The 16,073-nt window shown below is 51.7% G+C and carries 17 protein-coding genes, 1 pseudogene and 1 other annotated feature; of the genes and pseudogenes, 12 read left to right on the top strand and 6 right to left on the bottom strand.

Annotated features, from left to right (window positions below):
• The first annotated feature begins 10 nt into the window (after nucleotides 1–10).
• Nucleotides 11–105: a sequence feature (Trp leader region), on the top strand.
• A gap of 23 nt (nucleotides 106–128) precedes the next feature.
• From IB196_RS10265 to trpA, 5 genes are read left to right on the top strand one after another with little or no spacing between them, the layout of a single operon-like run.
• Nucleotides 129–1,691 (top strand): anthranilate synthase component 1, encoded by a 1,563-nt coding sequence (locus IB196_RS10265; RefSeq protein ID WP_188231658.1) that lies wholly within the window; start codon nucleotides 129–131, stop codon nucleotides 1,689–1,691.
• The gene (gene trpD / locus IB196_RS10260) at nucleotides 1,691–3,286 is read left to right on the top strand and encodes a bifunctional anthranilate synthase glutamate amidotransferase component TrpG/anthranilate phosphoribosyltransferase TrpD (RefSeq protein ID WP_003020639.1); all 1,596 of its coding nucleotides are present in this window, start codon (nucleotides 1,691–1,693) and stop codon (nucleotides 3,284–3,286) included. The genes IB196_RS10265 and trpD overlap by 1 nt, the downstream gene beginning before the upstream one ends.
• Nucleotides 3,287–3,289: 3 nt before the next feature.
• Nucleotides 3,290–4,648 (top strand): bifunctional indole-3-glycerol-phosphate synthase TrpC/phosphoribosylanthranilate isomerase TrpF, encoded by a 1,359-nt coding sequence (gene trpCF, locus IB196_RS10255; protein WP_005126431.1) that lies wholly within the window; start codon nucleotides 3,290–3,292, stop codon nucleotides 4,646–4,648.
• Between the two features lie 10 nt (nucleotides 4,649–4,658).
• Nucleotides 4,659–5,852: a tryptophan synthase subunit beta gene (gene trpB / locus IB196_RS10250; RefSeq protein ID WP_188231659.1), complete on the top strand. Its 1,194-nt coding sequence runs from the start codon at nucleotides 4,659–4,661 to the stop codon at nucleotides 5,850–5,852.
• Nucleotides 5,852–6,658, top strand: a complete 807-nt coding sequence (trpA, locus tag IB196_RS10245) for a tryptophan synthase subunit alpha (protein ID WP_005126426.1) — start codon at nucleotides 5,852–5,854, stop codon at nucleotides 6,656–6,658. The genes trpB and trpA overlap by 1 nt, the downstream gene beginning before the upstream one ends.
• 32 nt (nucleotides 6,659–6,690) lie before the next feature.
• On the opposite strand, the gene IB196_RS10240 is transcribed toward trpA, so the two are convergent.
• From IB196_RS10240 to ompW, 3 genes are all read right to left on the bottom strand, one after another.
• The gene (locus tag IB196_RS10240) at nucleotides 6,691–8,160 is read right to left on the bottom strand and encodes a diguanylate cyclase (RefSeq protein ID WP_188231660.1); all 1,470 of its coding nucleotides are present in this window, start codon (nucleotides 8,158–8,160) and stop codon (nucleotides 6,691–6,693) included.
• A gap of 187 nt (nucleotides 8,161–8,347) precedes the next feature.
• A complete protein-coding gene (locus IB196_RS10235) occupies nucleotides 8,348–8,623 on the bottom strand; it encodes a hypothetical protein (protein ID WP_005126424.1) in 276 nt (91 codons plus the stop codon).
• A 130-nt stretch (nucleotides 8,624–8,753) separates the two neighbouring features.
• Nucleotides 8,754–9,392, bottom strand: coding sequence for an outer membrane protein OmpW (gene ompW / locus IB196_RS10230; RefSeq protein WP_040233206.1), 639 nt, complete (start codon nucleotides 9,390–9,392; stop codon nucleotides 8,754–8,756).
• Nucleotides 9,393–9,673: 281 nt separating this feature from the next.
• On the opposite strand from ompW, the pseudogene IB196_RS10225 reads away from it, so the two are divergent.
• From IB196_RS10225 to yciA, 4 genes and pseudogenes are all read left to right on the top strand, one after another.
• Nucleotides 9,674–9,760, top strand: a pseudogene (locus tag IB196_RS10225) (YkgJ family cysteine cluster protein); the annotation flags it as partial.
• 28 nt (nucleotides 9,761–9,788) lie between these two features.
• Nucleotides 9,789–10,532 carry a YciC family protein gene (locus tag IB196_RS10220; protein ID WP_005126422.1) on the top strand — a complete coding sequence of 248 codons (744 nt, stop codon included), beginning with the start codon at nucleotides 9,789–9,791 and terminating at the stop codon, nucleotides 10,530–10,532.
• Between the two features lie 56 nt (nucleotides 10,533–10,588).
• Complete coding sequence (locus tag IB196_RS10215; protein WP_005126421.1) at nucleotides 10,589–11,128, top strand: septation protein A; 540 nt, start codon at nucleotides 10,589–10,591, stop codon at nucleotides 11,126–11,128.
• 165 nt (nucleotides 11,129–11,293) lie between these two features.
• Nucleotides 11,294–11,695, top strand: a complete 402-nt coding sequence (gene yciA, locus IB196_RS10210) for an acyl-CoA thioester hydrolase YciA (RefSeq protein WP_005126419.1) — start codon at nucleotides 11,294–11,296, stop codon at nucleotides 11,693–11,695.
• A 68-nt stretch (nucleotides 11,696–11,763) separates the two neighbouring features.
• On the opposite strand, the gene tonB is transcribed toward yciA, so the two are convergent.
• Complete coding sequence (gene tonB / locus IB196_RS10205) at nucleotides 11,764–12,492, bottom strand: TonB system transport protein TonB (RefSeq protein WP_223236800.1); 729 nt, start codon at nucleotides 12,490–12,492, stop codon at nucleotides 11,764–11,766.
• A gap of 214 nt (nucleotides 12,493–12,706) precedes the next feature.
• Between tonB and IB196_RS10200 the strand changes: the two genes are divergently transcribed.
• A complete protein-coding gene (locus IB196_RS10200) occupies nucleotides 12,707–13,003 on the top strand; it encodes a YciI family protein (RefSeq protein WP_005126415.1) in 297 nt (98 codons plus the stop codon).
• 53 nt (nucleotides 13,004–13,056) lie between these two features.
• Here the strand turns inward: IB196_RS10200 and IB196_RS10195 are convergent, their stop codons facing one another.
• On the bottom strand, nucleotides 13,057–13,230 hold the full coding sequence (locus tag IB196_RS10195) for a YciY family protein (RefSeq protein ID WP_005126414.1): 174 nt from the start codon (nucleotides 13,228–13,230) through the stop codon (nucleotides 13,057–13,059).
• A 142-nt stretch (nucleotides 13,231–13,372) separates the two neighbouring features.
• On the opposite strand from IB196_RS10195, the gene cls reads away from it, so the two are divergent.
• Together cls and IB196_RS10185 are read left to right on the top strand one after the other, a co-directional pair.
• Nucleotides 13,373–14,833, top strand: a complete 1,461-nt coding sequence (gene cls, locus IB196_RS10190; protein WP_005126413.1) for a cardiolipin synthase — start codon at nucleotides 13,373–13,375, stop codon at nucleotides 14,831–14,833.
• A 34-nt stretch (nucleotides 14,834–14,867) separates the two neighbouring features.
• Nucleotides 14,868–15,197: an HI1450 family dsDNA-mimic protein gene (locus tag IB196_RS10185; RefSeq protein WP_040233211.1), complete on the top strand. Its 330-nt coding sequence runs from the start codon at nucleotides 14,868–14,870 to the stop codon at nucleotides 15,195–15,197.
• A gap of 36 nt (nucleotides 15,198–15,233) precedes the next feature.
• On the opposite strand, the gene IB196_RS10180 is transcribed toward IB196_RS10185, so the two are convergent.
• Nucleotides 15,234–16,070: an ion transporter gene (locus IB196_RS10180; protein WP_188231661.1), complete on the bottom strand. Its 837-nt coding sequence runs from the start codon at nucleotides 16,068–16,070 to the stop codon at nucleotides 15,234–15,236.
• Between the last annotated feature and the right edge of the window lie 3 nt (nucleotides 16,071–16,073).

Raw genomic sequence — 16,073 nt, 5'->3', positions numbered from 1 at the left:
ATTTTTCCTGCACGGTTGGTGGCGCACTTCCTGATTTCGGGCAGTGTCTTACGTCTGCAATATGCAACCAGATACCCGGCCCGCCACATGAGCGGGCTTTTTTTTGAACAAAATTAATGAGAATAACGATGCAAACTCAAAAACCGACACTCGAACTGCTTGCCTGCGATGCCGCCTACCGTGAGAACCCGACGGCGTTGTTTCATCAGGTGTGTGGCGCACGTCCGGCAACGCTGCTGTTGGAATCTGCAGATATCGACAGCAAAGACGATCTGAAGAGCCTGCTGCTGGTCGACAGCGCGTTGCGCATTACCGCCATCAGTGACACTGTCACCATCCAGGCATTATCCGCAAACGGCGCATCGCTGCTGCCCCTGCTGGATGCGGCCCTGCCAGCTGGCGTTGAGAACGAACAACAGCCCAATGGCCGTCATCTGCGGTTCCCTGCCGTCAGCCCGCTGCTGGATGAAGACGCCCGTTTATGTTCCCTTTCCGTATTTGATGCGTTCCGTTTATTGCAGGAACTGGTTAATGTTCCGGCGCACGAACGTGAAGCAATGTTCTTCGGCGGTCTGTTTTCCTACGACCTGGTGGCCGGATTTGAAGATTTACCCCAGCTTGAGGCGGGTAACCGTTGCCCGGACTACTGCTTCTATCTGGCAGAAACGCTGATGGTTATCGACCACCAGAAAAAAAGCACCCGCATTCAGGCCAGCGTTTTTACCCCAAGCGTTGCAGAAAAACAGCGTCTAAACGCCCGTCTGACGCAACTGAGCCAACAGCTTACCGAACCTGCACCGCCGCTGCCCGTTACTGAAGTCCCGCAGATGCGCTGCGAATGCAATCAGAGCGATGAAGAGTTCGGTGCCGTGGTGCGCGGCCTGCAAAAAGCGATTCGCGCAGGTGAAATTTTCCAGGTGGTTCCATCTCGTCGTTTCTCGCTGCCCTGCCCGTCGCCGCTGGCTGCCTACTATGTACTGAAGAAAAGTAACCCCAGCCCGTACATGTTTTTCATGCAGGACAACGCGTTCACGCTGTTTGGCGCTTCACCGGAAAGCTCGTTGAAATACGATGCCACCAGCCGCCAGATTGAAATCTATCCCATTGCCGGGACTCGCCCACGCGGTCGTCGGGCGGATGGTTCGCTTGACCGCGATCTCGACAGTCGTATTGAGCTGGAGATGCGTACCGATCATAAAGAGCTTTCCGAACACTTGATGCTGGTTGACCTGGCGCGTAACGATCTGGCACGCATCTGTACGCCGGGCAGTCGCTACGTTGCTGATCTCACCAAAGTGGATCGCTATTCCTTCGTGATGCACCTGGTTTCCCGCGTCGTCGGCGAGCTGCGTAGCGATTTGGATGTACTGCATGCTTACCGCGCCTGTATGAACATGGGCACGCTGAGCGGCGCGCCGAAAGTTCGCGCTATGCAGCTTATCGCCGAGGCCGAAGGTCGCCGTCGGGGCAGCTATGGCGGCGCCGTAGGTTACTTCACCGCCCATGGCGACCTTGATACCTGCATTGTGATCCGTTCCGCCCTGGTAGAAGACGGTATCGCCACCGTGCAGGCCGGTGCCGGGATTGTTCTGGATTCTGTTCCGCAGTCTGAAGCCGATGAAACCCGTAATAAAGCGCGTGCCGTTTTGCGTGCGATCGCCACCGCGCACCATGCACAGGAGACTTTCTAATGGCTGACATTCTGCTGCTCGATAACATCGACTCATTTACCTACAACCTGGCAGATCAGCTGCGCACTAACGGTCACAACGTGGTGATTTACCGCAACCATATTCCGGCCCAGACGTTGATTGACCGTTTAGCGACGATGAAAAATCCGGTGCTGATGCTTTCTCCTGGTCCTGGCGCACCAAGTGAAGCAGGCTGCATGCCAGAGCTGTTAACCCGCCTGCGCGGCAAACTGCCCATTATCGGTATTTGTCTGGGGCATCAGGCGATTGTTGAGGCCTATGGTGGATATGTGGGTCAGGCAGGGGAAATCCTGCACGGCAAAGCCTCCAGCATTGAACACGATGGCCAGGCGATGTTCGCCGGTCTGGCAAATCCGCTGCCGGTAGCGCGCTATCACTCGCTGGTCGGCAGCAACGTACCGGCCGGACTGACCATTAACGCGCATTTTAACGGTATGGTCATGGCCGTTCGTCACGATACCGATCGCGTATGCGGCTTCCAGTTCCATCCGGAATCCATTCTGACCACTCAGGGCGCGCGTCTGCTGGAGCAAACGCTGGCCTGGGCGCAACAGAAGCTTGAACAGACCAATACGCTGCAACCTATTCTGGAGAAACTGTATCAGGCGCAGACGCTGTCTCAGCAGGAAAGCCACCAGTTGTTCTCTGCCGTGGTCCGCGGTGAACTGAAGCCGGAACAGCTGGCAGCAGCGCTGGTGAGCATGAAAATTCGTGGCGAGCATCCGAATGAAATTGCCGGTGCGGCAACCGCGCTGCTGGAAAATGCAGCCCCATTCCCGCGCCCGGATTATCTGTTTGCCGACATTGTCGGAACCGGCGGTGACGGCAGTAACAGTATCAATATTTCCACCGCCAGTGCGTTTGTCGCGGCGGCTTGCGGACTGAAAGTCGCCAAACATGGTAACCGCAGCGTTTCCAGCAAATCGGGATCTTCGGATCTGCTGGCAGCATTTGGTATCAATCTGGATATGAACGCCGATAAATCCCGCCAGGCGCTTGACGATCTCGGCGTGTGCTTCCTGTTTGCGCCGAAATACCACACCGGTTTTCGCCATGCCATGCCGGTACGCCAACAGTTAAAAACCCGCACGCTGTTTAACGTGCTCGGCCCGTTGATTAACCCGGCACATCCGCCGCTGGCGCTGATCGGCGTTTACAGCCCGGAACTGGTGCTGCCAATTGCCGAAACGCTGCGCGTGCTCGGATATCAGCGAGCAGCCGTGGTGCACAGCGGCGGAATGGATGAAGTTTCACTGCATGCGCCAACCATAGTGGCAGAACTGCATGATGGCGAAATCAAGAGCTATCAACTGACGGCAGAAGACTTTGGCCTGACGCCATATCATCAGGAACAGTTGGCTGGCGGCACGCCGGAAGAAAACCGTGACATTCTGAGTCGCTTGTTACAAGGTAAAGGTGAGGCCGCACATGAAGCTGCTGTTGCCGCAAATGTCGCCATGTTAATGCGCCTGCACGGTGAAGAAGACTTAAAAGCCAACGCGCAAACCGTGATTAATGTGCTGCGCAGCGGTGCGGCTTACGACCGTGTTACTGCACTGGCAGCGAGAGGGTAAATGATGCAAACCGTTTTAGCGAAAATTGTCGCTGACAAGGCGATTTGGGTAGAAGCCCGCAAACAGCAACAACCGCTGGCCAGCTTTCAAAATGATGTTCAACCCAGCACGCGTGATTTCTACGATGCGCTGCAAGGAACACGTACCGCTTTTATTCTGGAGTGCAAAAAAGCCTCTCCGTCAAAAGGCGTGATCCGTGATGACTTCGATCCGGCACAGATTGCGGGCGTATATAAACATTATGCTTCCGCGATTTCCGTGCTGACGGACGAGAAATATTTTCAGGGTAGCTTTGATTTTCTGCCCATCGTCAGTCGCATCGCACCACAGCCGATCCTGTGTAAAGACTTTATTATCGATCCTTACCAGATTTACCTGGCGCGTTTCTACCAGGCGGACGCCTGCCTGCTGATGTTGTCGGTTTTGGATGATGAACAGTATCGTCAGCTCGCTGCCGTCGCCCACAGTCTGAAAATGGGCGTGCTGACCGAGGTCAGCAATGAAGAAGAGCTGGAGCGCGCCATTGCGCTGGGGGCAAAAGTCGTCGGTATTAACAACCGTGATTTGCGTGACCTGTCGATTGACCTCAACCGTACTCGCCAGCTTGCACCACGTTTGGGTCATGGCGTCACCGTCATCAGTGAATCCGGGATCAACACCTATGGTCAGGTTCGCGAACTCAGCCATTTCGCCAACGGATTTCTGATAGGCTCTGCGCTGATGTCCCATGATGACCTGCATACCGCCGTGCGTCGTGTTTTGCTTGGCGAAAATAAAGTCTGCGGACTGACTCGTGCACAGGATGCAAAAGCAGCGTACGAATCTGGGGCCATTTATGGCGGCGTAATTTTTGTCCCGACCTCACCACGCGCTGTCAGCGTTGAACAGGCGCGAGACGTTATGACGGGTGCGCCGTTACAGTACGTCGGCGTGTTCCGTAACACTGACATCGCAGACGTCCACGAAAAAGTCACCGCACTGTCGCTGGCCGCTGTACAACTACATGGAAGCGAAGATCAGGCCTATGTCGATGCTCTGCGCAATATACTGCCCGCGCAGGTGCAAATCTGGAAGGCACTGAGCGTTGGCGAATCACTGCCTGCTCGTCGCTATCAACATATTGATAAATACATTTTTGATAACGGCCAGGGCGGCAGCGGTAAACGCTTTGACTGGTCGCTGCTGAGCGGACAATCGCTGGATAACGTTTTACTGGCTGGCGGACTGGGCGCAGATAACTGCGTCGACGCGGCTAAAACCGGCTGTGCCGGGCTCGATTTCAATTCTGGCGTAGAGTCACAGCCGGGCATCAAAGATGCGCGTCTTCTGGCTTCAGTCTTTCAGACGCTGCGCGCATATTAAGGAAAAGGACATGACAACATTACTCAATCCGTATTTTGGTGAATTTGGCGGTATGTATGTGCCACAGATTCTGATGCCTGCGCTGCGCCAACTGGAAGAAGCGTTCGTCAGTGCACAAAAAGACCCTGAGTTTCAGGCACAGTTTACTGACCTGTTGAAAAACTATGCCGGGCGCCCTACCGCGTTGACCAAATGTCAGAACATCACTAACGGCACCAGGACGACGCTGTATCTCAAGCGTGAAGATCTGCTGCACGGCGGCGCGCACAAAACGAACCAGGTGCTGGGACAAGCGTTACTGGCGAAACGCATGGGGAAAACAGAAATCATCGCCGAAACCGGCGCGGGCCAGCACGGTGTGGCGTCTGCCCTTGCCAGCGCCTTACTGGGTTTAAAGTGCCGTATTTATATGGGTGCGAAAGACGTCGAGCGTCAGTCTCCGAACGTTTTCCGTATGCGTCTGATGGGGGCTGAGGTTATTCCGGTACACAGCGGCTCTGCCACATTGAAAGATGCCTGTAACGAAGCGTTGCGCGACTGGTCTGGCAGTTACGATACCGCGCACTATATGCTGGGTACGGCGGCAGGCCCGCATCCTTTCCCGACTATCGTACGCGAATTCCAGCGCATGATTGGTGAAGAAACAAAAGCACAAATTCTGGAAAAAGAAGGCCGTCTGCCGGATGCCGTGATCGCCTGTGTCGGCGGCGGCTCGAACGCGATCGGCATGTTCGCCGATTTTATTAATGAAACCAGCGTTGGTCTGATTGGCGTTGAGCCCGGTGGTAACGGGATCGAATCCGGCGAGCACGGGGCACCGCTGAAACATGGTCGTGTTGGGATTTACTTCGGCATGAAGTCGCCAATGATGCAGACCTCTGAAGGGCAAATTGAAGAGTCCTATTCCATTTCTGCGGGACTGGACTTCCCGTCAGTCGGGCCACAGCACGCTTATCTGAACAGTATCGGACGCGCTGACTATGTTTCGATTACCGATGATGAAGCGCTGGAAGCCTTCAAAACACTGTGTCTGCATGAGGGGATTATCCCGGCGCTGGAGTCTTCCCACGCCCTGGCACATGCGTTGAAAATGATGCGTGAAAACCCGGAGAAAGAACAATTACTGGTGGTCAACCTCTCTGGTCGCGGCGACAAAGACATTTTCACCGTACACGATATTCTGAAAGCGCGAGGGGAAATCTGATGGAACGTTATGAAAACCTGTTTGCACAACTGAAGGACCGCAAAGAAGGCGCTTTTGTCCCCTTCGTGACCCTGGGCGATCCGTCTGTTGAACAGTCACTGAAAATCATTGATACGCTGATCGAAGCGGGTGCCGATGCGCTTGAGCTGGGTATTCCGTTCTCCGACCCGCTGGCCGACGGCCCAACCATTCAGGAAGCGACATTACGTGCGTTCGCGGCAGGCGTCACGCCGTCGCAATGCTTTGAAATGTTGGCGCTGATTCGGCAAAAACACCCAACCATTCCAATTGGTTTACTGATGTATGCCAACCTGGTGTTCAGCAAGGGTATTGACGAATTTTACGCACAGTGTGAGAAGGTCGGCGTAGATTCGGTGTTAGTCGCCGATGTGCCGGTTGAAGAATCTGCGCCATTCAGAATGGCGGCATTACGTCATAATGTCGCGCCAATTTTCATTTGCCCGCCTAACGCTGACGAAGAGTTGCTGCGCCAGATTGCCGCTCATGGTCGCGGTTATACCTATTTATTGTCACGCGCAGGCGTTACGGGTGCCGAAAATCGTGCAGCGTTGCCGTTGCATCATCTGGTCGAAAAGCTGAAAGAATTCAATGCCCCACCTTCTCTACAGGGCTTTGGTATCTCTGCACCGGAGCAGGTGACAGGCGCCATTGAAGCAGGTGCTGCGGGGGCTATTTCCGGATCGGCGATTGTCAAAATCATTGAGAAAAATGTTGCAGCACCAGAGCAAATGCTGGCTGAGTTGAAAGCCTTTGTCAGTGCAATGAAAGCTGCGACCCATCAGTAAGCTGAAATAACCGCCAGAGACTTCTGGCGGTTTTACTCCCTGGCCTGCTTCATTTTGTACATGGCAGTATCCGCATTCTGGATTGCCGCATCCAGCTCACCCTTCACCTCTGCAATCCCCCACGACACTGACAAGGGAATAGTGTTGCCGTCCACCACAAATACATGGCTGGTCACCTGTCCGCTTATACGCTGCGCGATCGCGATAGCATCACTGGCCTGAGAGCGAAACAGCAGGATCATAAATTCATCTCCACCGGTGCGGATCACAAGATCGTGGCTGGTACGGGTGTTAGACAACATTCTGTTGGCGATAATTTGCAGCGCGCGGTCCCCGGCCGCGTGGCCCCAGGTATCATTGACAGCCTTAAACTTATTGCAATCCAGTAGCACTACCGAGCAATGTGACAAATCCCGGCGCTTGATGATGTCGAGAATTCGGCGATTAAAGCAGCCAGTGAGCGTATCAATATAAACTTTCAGGTCGCTTTCATTCAGCCACGACTTCAGCGAGAAACTGATCATAATAAAGAAGAATGGTGCCAGCAGTATCACAATTCCGGCGTGCGTATCGCGCGCCATAAAACGGCCTAATGCTATCGAATAGTGCAGCGCATATTTTTCTGAAAAATTGCGCACCAAATAGCTGGATTGTCCCGCACATATGCCGGATAAGCAGAGGCTCTCTTGGTTGGTTAAATTCACTAACTCCACGTTCAATCCAGGAAGGATTTGATTATCAAACGCCTCGGCCAACGCTTCCTGCAGCTCGGGTTTCGAATGATCATAGACCAGATAGGCCACGATTTGGTCTGATATCTCTTTACCCGACAGATCGTAGATATAGCTCACCACGCTGTAGGCTTTTTCACCGGTAATTTTATCGGTATAGAAGTTTGTTGAACTGAGGGCTTTATTTTTGACGTTTTTTTGCAACAACCGGGTATAGAAATCGGCGGGCGGATAGAAAAAATGCGTGATATCCATCGCCATTTCGGAGTCAGAAAAACTGAAATTGCGCGAGTCGGAAGCCATAAACCAGTAAAAATAATCTGAATGGCTGGCGATAATGTAACGGTGCGCATCGAAGCTGCCTGGATTTAGTTCATTAACCATTCCACGAATGAACTCCGCTGCAGTATACATACACAGCGCGTTATGGCTGGGTTGCTGAGCAATAATCGTCCCTGTTGCGGAATGAACCCGCTTTGGGTCGGCGTTAATTCCCCATTCATCTTTATTTCGCGGAACAAACTGCGCCATAACACCACACTGTTCGCCGGTTTTGATGTGGTAGTAACGCTCGCCAATCGCATCGGCAATCAGTTCATTATCGTTAAAAATGTCCAACATGTGAGCTTGCAGGCGGCTCACACCTTCACTGGCGGCCGCCATACGCTGTTCATAAATGATAAACAGAAACAACGAGGTAAAAACCAACGTAATGAGCCCGGATACCAGCAGAGCCTGCCTGTTTCGGAGCTTATCCTGCACAATCTTCACGAGCCCACCCCGATAGTTAACAGTATTACCAAACCGGTTACCCGTTTATGTTGTTGCATAACAGCGTTGTACGTGGATAAAAATGTTAACCATCCAGAGACTAATGAGTTGAAATAGTAATCGCACTCGTGCGCGCAAGTTACAGACTTATACAACAAAAGAACATTTTTGTTAACAAAAATGCAAACTAGTCATCCCCGGCAATCGGATAGCCGGCACGACGAATCGCTTCCCGACAGTCGCCCACACCTGCAGCATACCCAACTTCGATTTCACAAACCGGGCGGGCGCTGCAATAAGGTAGTGTGATTTGTGTGGCGATGACCTTTTCCAGGGCTTCCACCCTGCTCATGTAATTCAATAATTCGCGCGCAGCATACACGGCAAACTCTGTCGTATCATCGTCTATTGATGCTTCCATAAGGGAAATTTTTTGTTGTAGCACCTGACGCGTCAATATCATCGTCAATACCCTCAAAGCCAGTTTGCTTAAAGAGTAGCATTACATCAAAGGGGAGAAAGTCGGGAAGGGAAAAAGAGAGGAGAAAAAGCTGGCCGCGAAACGACCAGCCTTTGAGACTGGAATCACTGACTTAGAAACGATAACCCGCAGAGAACATAAACACCCACGGATCAAGGCGTACGCTGTCGCGCTGCTGGACGCCACCCATTTTATAGCTCGCGGTGGTGTCGATATCCATGTACCAGACTGACATGTTAATCAGCCAGTCGCGGTTGATCAGATAGTCCATACCGACCTGTCCTGCTGCACCCCAGGAGTCTTTCAGGCTCAGATCGGATAAACCTGCTTCTTTCCCGTTGTTGTTAAAACCTTCATCAAAGAAAGTCGTGTAGTTCACACCCACGCCAACGTAAGGACGCAGTTTGCTGCTGGAATCGCCAAAGTACCACTGCGCCATTAACGTCGGCGGTAAATGATGAACGGTGGCAATATCACCGGTTGCCCCAGTGCCGATCTTATGGCGGAACGGTGTGGCTGCCAGTAATTCAACGCCAATATTGTCGGTTGCCATATAGGTGAATGTCAGGCCCAGCTGCGTATTGTTGCTGACATCAAAGCCACCCAGGCTTCCCAGCGTACCACCCGCGCCTTCCGTCGGTCTGACGGTAGCCGATCCTGCTCGAATAAAGAACTCTCCGGCCTCATGCGCAAATGCGTTCCCAGAGAGAAGAGTTGTTAAAGCCAATGCTGCAACTGTTAATTTTTTCATGTCCGCTCCATCGTTATGGTTATAAAAGCGGAACGAATATACCCACAATGGAGTAATAAGTGATCTAACCTGGATCACATTGAGTTTGATAATTTAACATTTATTGATCCAGATTAAGTTAGAACTTGCATTCAAAATCCTGGTTAAATTAATTCAGATCAATTTTGATATATTTTCACTATGCAAGTACCTTTAGCTCCAACGCGAAGCGTTGGTTATTTGAACGTGATGTACAGAGAACAAACAACGATGTTGCAAGATGCTGAAGTCCTGGCCAAAAATTACCGGAGCTTTACAAAGATATGCCTTTCCATACATCGTACGATGCTGCCACTGTAGAGTTATCCAGGGTACAATTGCGCGCAAATGAACACCTGCAAAACTCAAGGAGAGTGCATGTCTATCACGGCGAAATCCGTTTACCGTGACACGGGAAACTTTTTCCGTAATCAATTCATTACCATCTTGCTGGTATCATTATTGTGCGCGTTTATCACAGTGGTGCTAGGGCATGCCTTTTCTCCCAGCGACGCGCAAATCGCGCAACTGAGCGAAGGGGATCAGCTAACCAGCAGTGTGGGCCTGTTCGATCTGGTACAGAATATGACGCCGGAGCAGCAGCAAATTTTGCTACGCGCTTCTGCTGCATCGACGTTTTCAGGGCTAATTGGTAATGCCATCCTTGCAGGAGGCATCATCCTGATGATTCAACTGATTTCGGCGGGTCATCGGGTTAGCGCATTACGCGCCATTGGCGCCAGCGCGCCGGTATTACCTAAATTGTTTCTTCTGATTTTTCTGACTACCCTGCTGGTACAGGTCGGTATTATGCTGGTTGTCGTGCCCGGTATTCTGCTGGCTATCTTGCTGGCTCTCGCGCCGGTGATGGTCGTGCAGGATAAAATGGGCGTCTTTGCCGCTATGCGCAACAGTATGCGTCTGGCGTGGTCTAATATGCGACTGGTAGCGCCGGCAGTAATCGGTTGGTTACTGGCAAAAACGCTGCTGTTGCTTTTTGCGCCAAGTTTTGCAGTACTAACGCCAAACGTAGGCGCGGTATTGGCGAATACGCTGAGCAATATGATCTCTGCTGTGCTGCTGATCTATTTGTTCCGTCTGTATATGCTGATTCGTCAATAAACCCTGAACGCATGCCGGGTGTGTTACCCAATGCTTTTTGATTACGGACTCGAAGAATGAAGCAGTTTCTTGATTTTTTACCGCTGGTTGTCTTTTTTGCTTTTTATAAGCTCTATGACATCTACGCGGCAACCTCGGCGCTTATTGTCGCAACAGCTGTGGTGTTGATTTACAGTTGGGTTCGCTATCGCAAAGTCGAGAAGATGGCGTTAATCACCTTTGTTCTGGTTGCTGTCTTCGGTGGCCTGACCATTTTCTTCCACAACGATGAATTCATTAAGTGGAAGGTTACGGTGATTTACGGACTGTTTGCCGGTGCACTGCTGGTTAGCCAGTGGGTGATGAAAAAGCCGTTGATTCAGCGCATGTTAGGAAAAGAGCTGACGCTGCCGCAGCCGGTATGGTCGAAGCTAAATCTGGCCTGGGCCGTCTTCTTCATCCTGTGTGGATTGGCCAATATCTACATTGCGTTTTGGCTGCCGCAGAACATTTGGGTCAACTTCAAAGTGTTCGGATTAACCGCCCTGACCTTATTCTTCACGTTGCTGAGCGGAATCTATATCTACCGCCATCTGCCGCAGGAAGATAAATCGTAATAAGTGTTCGCCAGATCTGCGGATCTGGCGAATTTTTATCCACCTGCGTTCTTCGTGGCACACAAGCTGGTTTACATCCCCTCCGCGCACTGCATCCCCTCTGTTCTCCGCTCGTAAATTCTAGTAGCATCCCGCCTGTAATCTTTCTCTACAGTCGGTTCTACAATGACAACAACGAATAACACCCCCCAGGGTGAACTGGTTTTACGCACTCTGGCCATGCCTGCCGATACCAATGCTAACGGTGATATTTTTGGCGGCTGGCTGATGTCACAGATGGATATTGGTGGCGCTATTCAGGCCAAAGAGATCGCACACGGTCGCGTGGTGACGGTGCGAGTTGAAGGAATGAGCTTTTTGCGCCCGGTTGCCGTGGGTGATGTGGTCTGTTGCTACGCACGCTGCGTAAAACGCGGGACGACGTCAATCAGCATTAATATTGAAGTCTGGGTGAAGAAAGTCGCTTCGGAACCTATTGGCCAGCGTTACAAAGCCACTGAAGCCCTGTTTATCTACGTCGCTGTAGATAAAGACGGTAAACCCCGTCCGATACCTAAACAGGTCTGATAACTGCGTTGACACCGTTATCAGACCTGCTTGCCGGAGAAGGCCTGACGCCGCCTCCGGCACGCCAGTTACTCAATCTGCGCCGTACCGTTCAGACGGAAAACGATATTCACCACCAGGCCAGATCCCGGTTTGCCCGTCTCATAACGCCATCTGCGCATCGCATTTTTCACTTCACGCTCAAACATGTTGGCAGGCTGTGCGGAAAGCACTTCAACATTCTCCACACGGCCATCTGATGTCACATCAAACTTGACCTTCACCCGACCTTCAATGCGCAGAGCCTGCGCGCGCGCCGGATACTGTGGCTGATTACGACTTAAGGCGCGTGGCCCAGAGGGTGCACTAACCGCAGGTTTACTGGTTGCTGGCGCGGTGCTGGTCGTTGCCGGACGAGCAGGCGCTGTGTTCTCAAACGGCGATGCTGGACGCGACTCAACCGGTTTCACGTCACGTTTGGGCTGCTCTTCAACCTTTTTCACCGGTTTTGGCTTCGGTTTTGGCTTAGGCTTCGGTTTCTCAATCACCACCGGCGCCTCTTTTGGCGGTTCCGGTATAGGTTCCGGTTCCGGTTCAGGCTCAACGACAGGCTCCGGCAGTGGCTGAACTGCCTGAGGTGGTTCAAGATCGGCAGGTGCGACCATCGTGATGGAGATCGGCTGCGCGGGTGCAGGCAGTTCAATAACCTGATGTACCGAGGTATACAGCAGACCCGCCACTACAGCGCCGTGAATGCCGACGGAAAGTAACGTCGGCCAGGGAAAGCGACGAGGTAAATCAAGGGTCATTGCAGTCATAATCGTTTCAGTTATAAAACCAGGCCTCGATTTTAAATGCAAATAGCAATCATATTCAATAAGCCCATGACAGTAAGCCGCATTTAAAACGCAATTTCATGTGAAAAAACCATTATCTTAATATGGCCTTAACAAAGCTATTATCTTTACGTTGCAGTTACCAGGGCTTTCCAATAACGTAAACGCGACATTTACCGATCAAGGAGCTTTACCCGTGCTGTACGTTATTTATGCTCAAGATATCGCAGATTCTCTCGAAAAACGTCTTTCCGTGCGCCCTGCTCACCTGGCCCGTCTGCAACTCCTCCAGGATGAAGGTCGTCTACTGACAGCAGGCCCCATGCCAGCGGTCGACAGTAACGATCCTGGTGCGGCGGGATTTAGCGGATCGACGGTGATTGCAGAATTTGAATCTTTAGAGGCAGCGCAGGCGTGGGCAGATGCCGACCCGTATGTGGCTGCAGGAGTTTATGCGCAGGTTTCGGTCAAACCGTACAAAAAAGTATTTTAAGAAACAGAACTGACAAGAATACATTGGGCACCATCAGTGGTGCCCTTTTTGGATCAAATGCTGTAGATCGCAAACAGCAACGAATTTCGTTGATGATTGAGAATGCATTTTCTGATGGAGTGGATACGCATGTTACGGCGCGATTGCCCTTCAAGCCAACGTGCTTTACGGCGGCTAGCCTGACGCAGCATCCGCCAGCGTCCCACTTCCGTTCTACTACGCTTCATGTTAACTACTCTTCCAGTCACAGAGCGGGCATTATACCCCCAGACTGCATGCAGACCAGTGGTTTTCCCGTGTTTTTATTTGCCAGATGAATCTTGATGCGTAAACTCTTAACAATACGCTTTCAAAAGGATTTTTAAATTTATGACAACCTTCTACACCGTGGTGAGTTGGCTGGTCATTCTGGGTTACTGGGTACTCATTGCTGGCGTAACGTTGCGCATTCTGATGAAGCGACGCGCAGTACCCTCCGCAATGGCCTGGCTTTTGATCATCTATATTCTGCCATTGGTAGGGATCATTGCTTATCTGTCCTTCGGTGAGCTCCACCTGGGTAAACGTCGCGCCGAGCGCGCCCGGGCAATGTGGCCGTCAACGGCCAAATGGCTGAACGATCTTAAAGCCTGTAAGCATATTTTTGCGCAGGAAAACAGCAGCGTCGCCTCATCCTTATTTAAGCTATGCGAGCGTCGCCAGGGAATCGCCGGTGTTAAGGGAAACCAACTGCAGTTACTCACTCGCTCAGATGACGTGATGCAGGCATTGATCCGCGATATTCAACTGGCGCGCCACAACATAGAGATGGTGTTCTACATCTGGCAGCCGGGTGGTATGGCCGATCAGGTCGCCGAGTCATTAATGGCTGCCGCCAGACGCGGGATTCACTGCCGCCTGATGCTGGACTCGGCGGGCAGCGTAGCATTCTTCCGTAGTCCGTGGGCGGCGATGATGCGCAATGCGGGTATCGAGGTGGTCGAAGCGCTGAAGGTTAACCTGATGCGTGTATTTTTACGCCGTATGGACCTGCGCCAGCATCGTAAAATGATCATGATCGACAACTACATCGCCTACACTGGTAGCATGAATATGGTCGATCCGCGTTTCTTTAAACAGGATGCCGGTGTCGGACAATGGGTTGACCTGATGGCGAGAATGGAAGGCCCGGTGGCCACTGCCATGGGGATCGTCTACTCCTGCGACTGGGAAATTGAAACCGGTAAACGTATTTTACCGCCGCCTCCCGATGTCAACATTATGCCGTTTGAGCAGGCCAGCGGGCACACCATTCACACTATTGCCTCCGGTCCAGGCTTCCCTGAAGACTTGATCCATCAGGCCTTATTGACCGCCGCATATTCTGCTCGTGAATATTTAATCATGACCACCCCCTACTTCGTTCCCAGTGACGATCTGCTGCACGCCATCTGTACGGCAGCGCAGCGTGGTGTAGATGTCAGCATCATTCTTCCACGCAAGAATGACTCGATGCTGGTTGGCTGGGCAAGCCGGGCTTTTTTCACCGAGTTGCTGGCGGCAGGCGTGAAAATCTACCAGTTCGAAGGTGGGTTGTTACATACCAAGAGCGTGCTGGTCGATGGCGAATTGAGTCTGGTCGGTACTGTTAACCTGGATATGCGCAGCCTGTGGCTGAATTTTGAGATCACACTGGTGATTGACGATGCCGGATTCGGCGGTGACCTCGCCGCGGTACAGGATGATTATATTTCGCGTTCTCGCCTGCTAGATGCACGTTTGTGGGTAAAACGACCACTCTGGCAGCGTATCGCTGAGCGACTGTTTTACTTCTTTAGCCCGTTGCTGTAAAACGTGCCCATCAGACAGTAAACAGGTAGTCATTATGGATATGGATTTGAACAACCGCCTGACCGAAGACGAAACGCTCGAGCAGGCTTATGACATTTTTCTCGAACTGGCGGCGGACAATCTCGATCCGGCCGACATTCTTCTGTTCAATTTGCAGTTTGAAGAGCGTGGCGGTGCAGAGTTATTCGACCCTGCACAAGACTGGCAGGAGCACGTTGATTTTGACCTGAATCCTGACTTCTTCGCCGAAGTGGTGATTGGTCTGGCAGACTCAGAAGACGGCGAGATTAACGATATTTTTGCGCGTGTTCTGTTATGCCGCGAAAAAGATCACAAGCTCTGCCATATTCTCTGGCGCGAATAATCAAACAAAAAAGCTGCTCTCGCAGCTTTTTTATTTTTAGTCCGGCAATTTACTTCCGCAGCGGTTACAAAACTGTGCGCTATGTTCGTGCTGCGCCTGCTGACACTGCGGACATTTGCGCTGATTTTGCCGGTGCTGAAACGCACTACTCATGTGTGTTGTTATCAATCCGGTCGGGATTGCAATAACCGAATAACCAATCAGGATCAGCACTGACGCAACCATGCGGCCAAGCGGTGTATGCGGGGTAATATCACCATAACCAACAGTTGTAACCGTAACGATTGCCCAATATACCGACGCATTCAGCGTAGTAAAACCATATTTCGGGCCTTCAATCAGGTACATCAGTGCGCCAAAGACAATCATCAAAATGGCAATAAACGAGTAAAACAGCATCAACTGATGACGGGCACTTTTAATTGCGCTCCAGAACACACGCAGCGACGGCATAAATCGCAGCAATTTGAGTATTCGCAGTACACGCAGCACGCGCATCGCTCGCCAGGCGAAAACATAACTCAGACTAATTTCCGGCCATAGCCACATCACATACAGTGGCAGAATCGTCGCGAGATCGATAATTCCCCAGAAGCTAAACACATATTTTGCAGGATTGGCCCAGCAGCACAATCTGAGCAGATATTCGAGGGTAAAGACCAGCGTAATAAAGACTTCCAGCCAGACAAAAATATGCCATTCATCATAGGTTAAATGGTATTGCGTCCCAACCCCAGACTCAATGAAGATAACAATCACGCTCAGCAATGCGAACAGTGCGCACATGCCTTCAAAACGGCGCCCCGAGCGTGTGTCTAAATCAAATAATGTACGATAGAGAGTACGGCGAACAGAAGAGACTAAGCCTGACACATT

Source organism: Citrobacter sp. C6_1 (assembly GCF_014596835.2).
Taxonomy (GTDB): Bacteria; Pseudomonadota; Gammaproteobacteria; order Enterobacterales; family Enterobacteriaceae; genus Citrobacter; species Citrobacter pasteurii.
The sequence above is the reverse complement of the archived record's forward strand: the minus strand, read 5'-3'. Positions and strand labels throughout refer to the sequence as shown.

Coding starts and splice junctions, on each gene's coding strand:
- IB196_RS10265 (WP_188231658.1), top strand. CDS start 129: ATGCAAACTCAAAAACCGACACTCGAACTGCTTGCCTGCGATGCCGCC.
- trpD (WP_003020639.1), top strand. CDS start 1,691: ATGGCTGACATTCTGCTGCTCGATAACATCGACTCATTTACCTACAAC.
- trpCF (WP_005126431.1), top strand. CDS start 3,290: ATGCAAACCGTTTTAGCGAAAATTGTCGCTGACAAGGCGATTTGGGTA.
- trpB (WP_188231659.1), top strand. CDS start 4,659: ATGACAACATTACTCAATCCGTATTTTGGTGAATTTGGCGGTATGTAT.
- trpA (WP_005126426.1), top strand. CDS start 5,852: ATGGAACGTTATGAAAACCTGTTTGCACAACTGAAGGACCGCAAAGAA.
- IB196_RS10235 (WP_005126424.1), bottom strand. CDS start 8,623: ATGATATTGACGCGTCAGGTGCTACAACAAAAAATTTCCCTTATGGAA.
- ompW (WP_040233206.1), bottom strand. CDS start 9,392: ATGAAAAAATTAACAGTTGCAGCATTGGCTTTAACAACTCTTCTCTCT.
- IB196_RS10220 (WP_005126422.1), top strand. CDS start 9,789: ATGTCTATCACGGCGAAATCCGTTTACCGTGACACGGGAAACTTTTTC.
- IB196_RS10215 (WP_005126421.1), top strand. CDS start 10,589: ATGAAGCAGTTTCTTGATTTTTTACCGCTGGTTGTCTTTTTTGCTTTT.
- yciA (WP_005126419.1), top strand. CDS start 11,294: ATGACAACAACGAATAACACCCCCCAGGGTGAACTGGTTTTACGCACT.
- tonB (WP_223236800.1), bottom strand. CDS start 12,492: ATGACTGCAATGACCCTTGATTTACCTCGTCGCTTTCCCTGGCCGACG.
- IB196_RS10195 (WP_005126414.1), bottom strand. CDS start 13,230: ATGAAGCGTAGTAGAACGGAAGTGGGACGCTGGCGGATGCTGCGTCAG.
- cls (WP_005126413.1), top strand. CDS start 13,373: ATGACAACCTTCTACACCGTGGTGAGTTGGCTGGTCATTCTGGGTTAC.
- IB196_RS10185 (WP_040233211.1), top strand. CDS start 14,868: ATGGATATGGATTTGAACAACCGCCTGACCGAAGACGAAACGCTCGAG.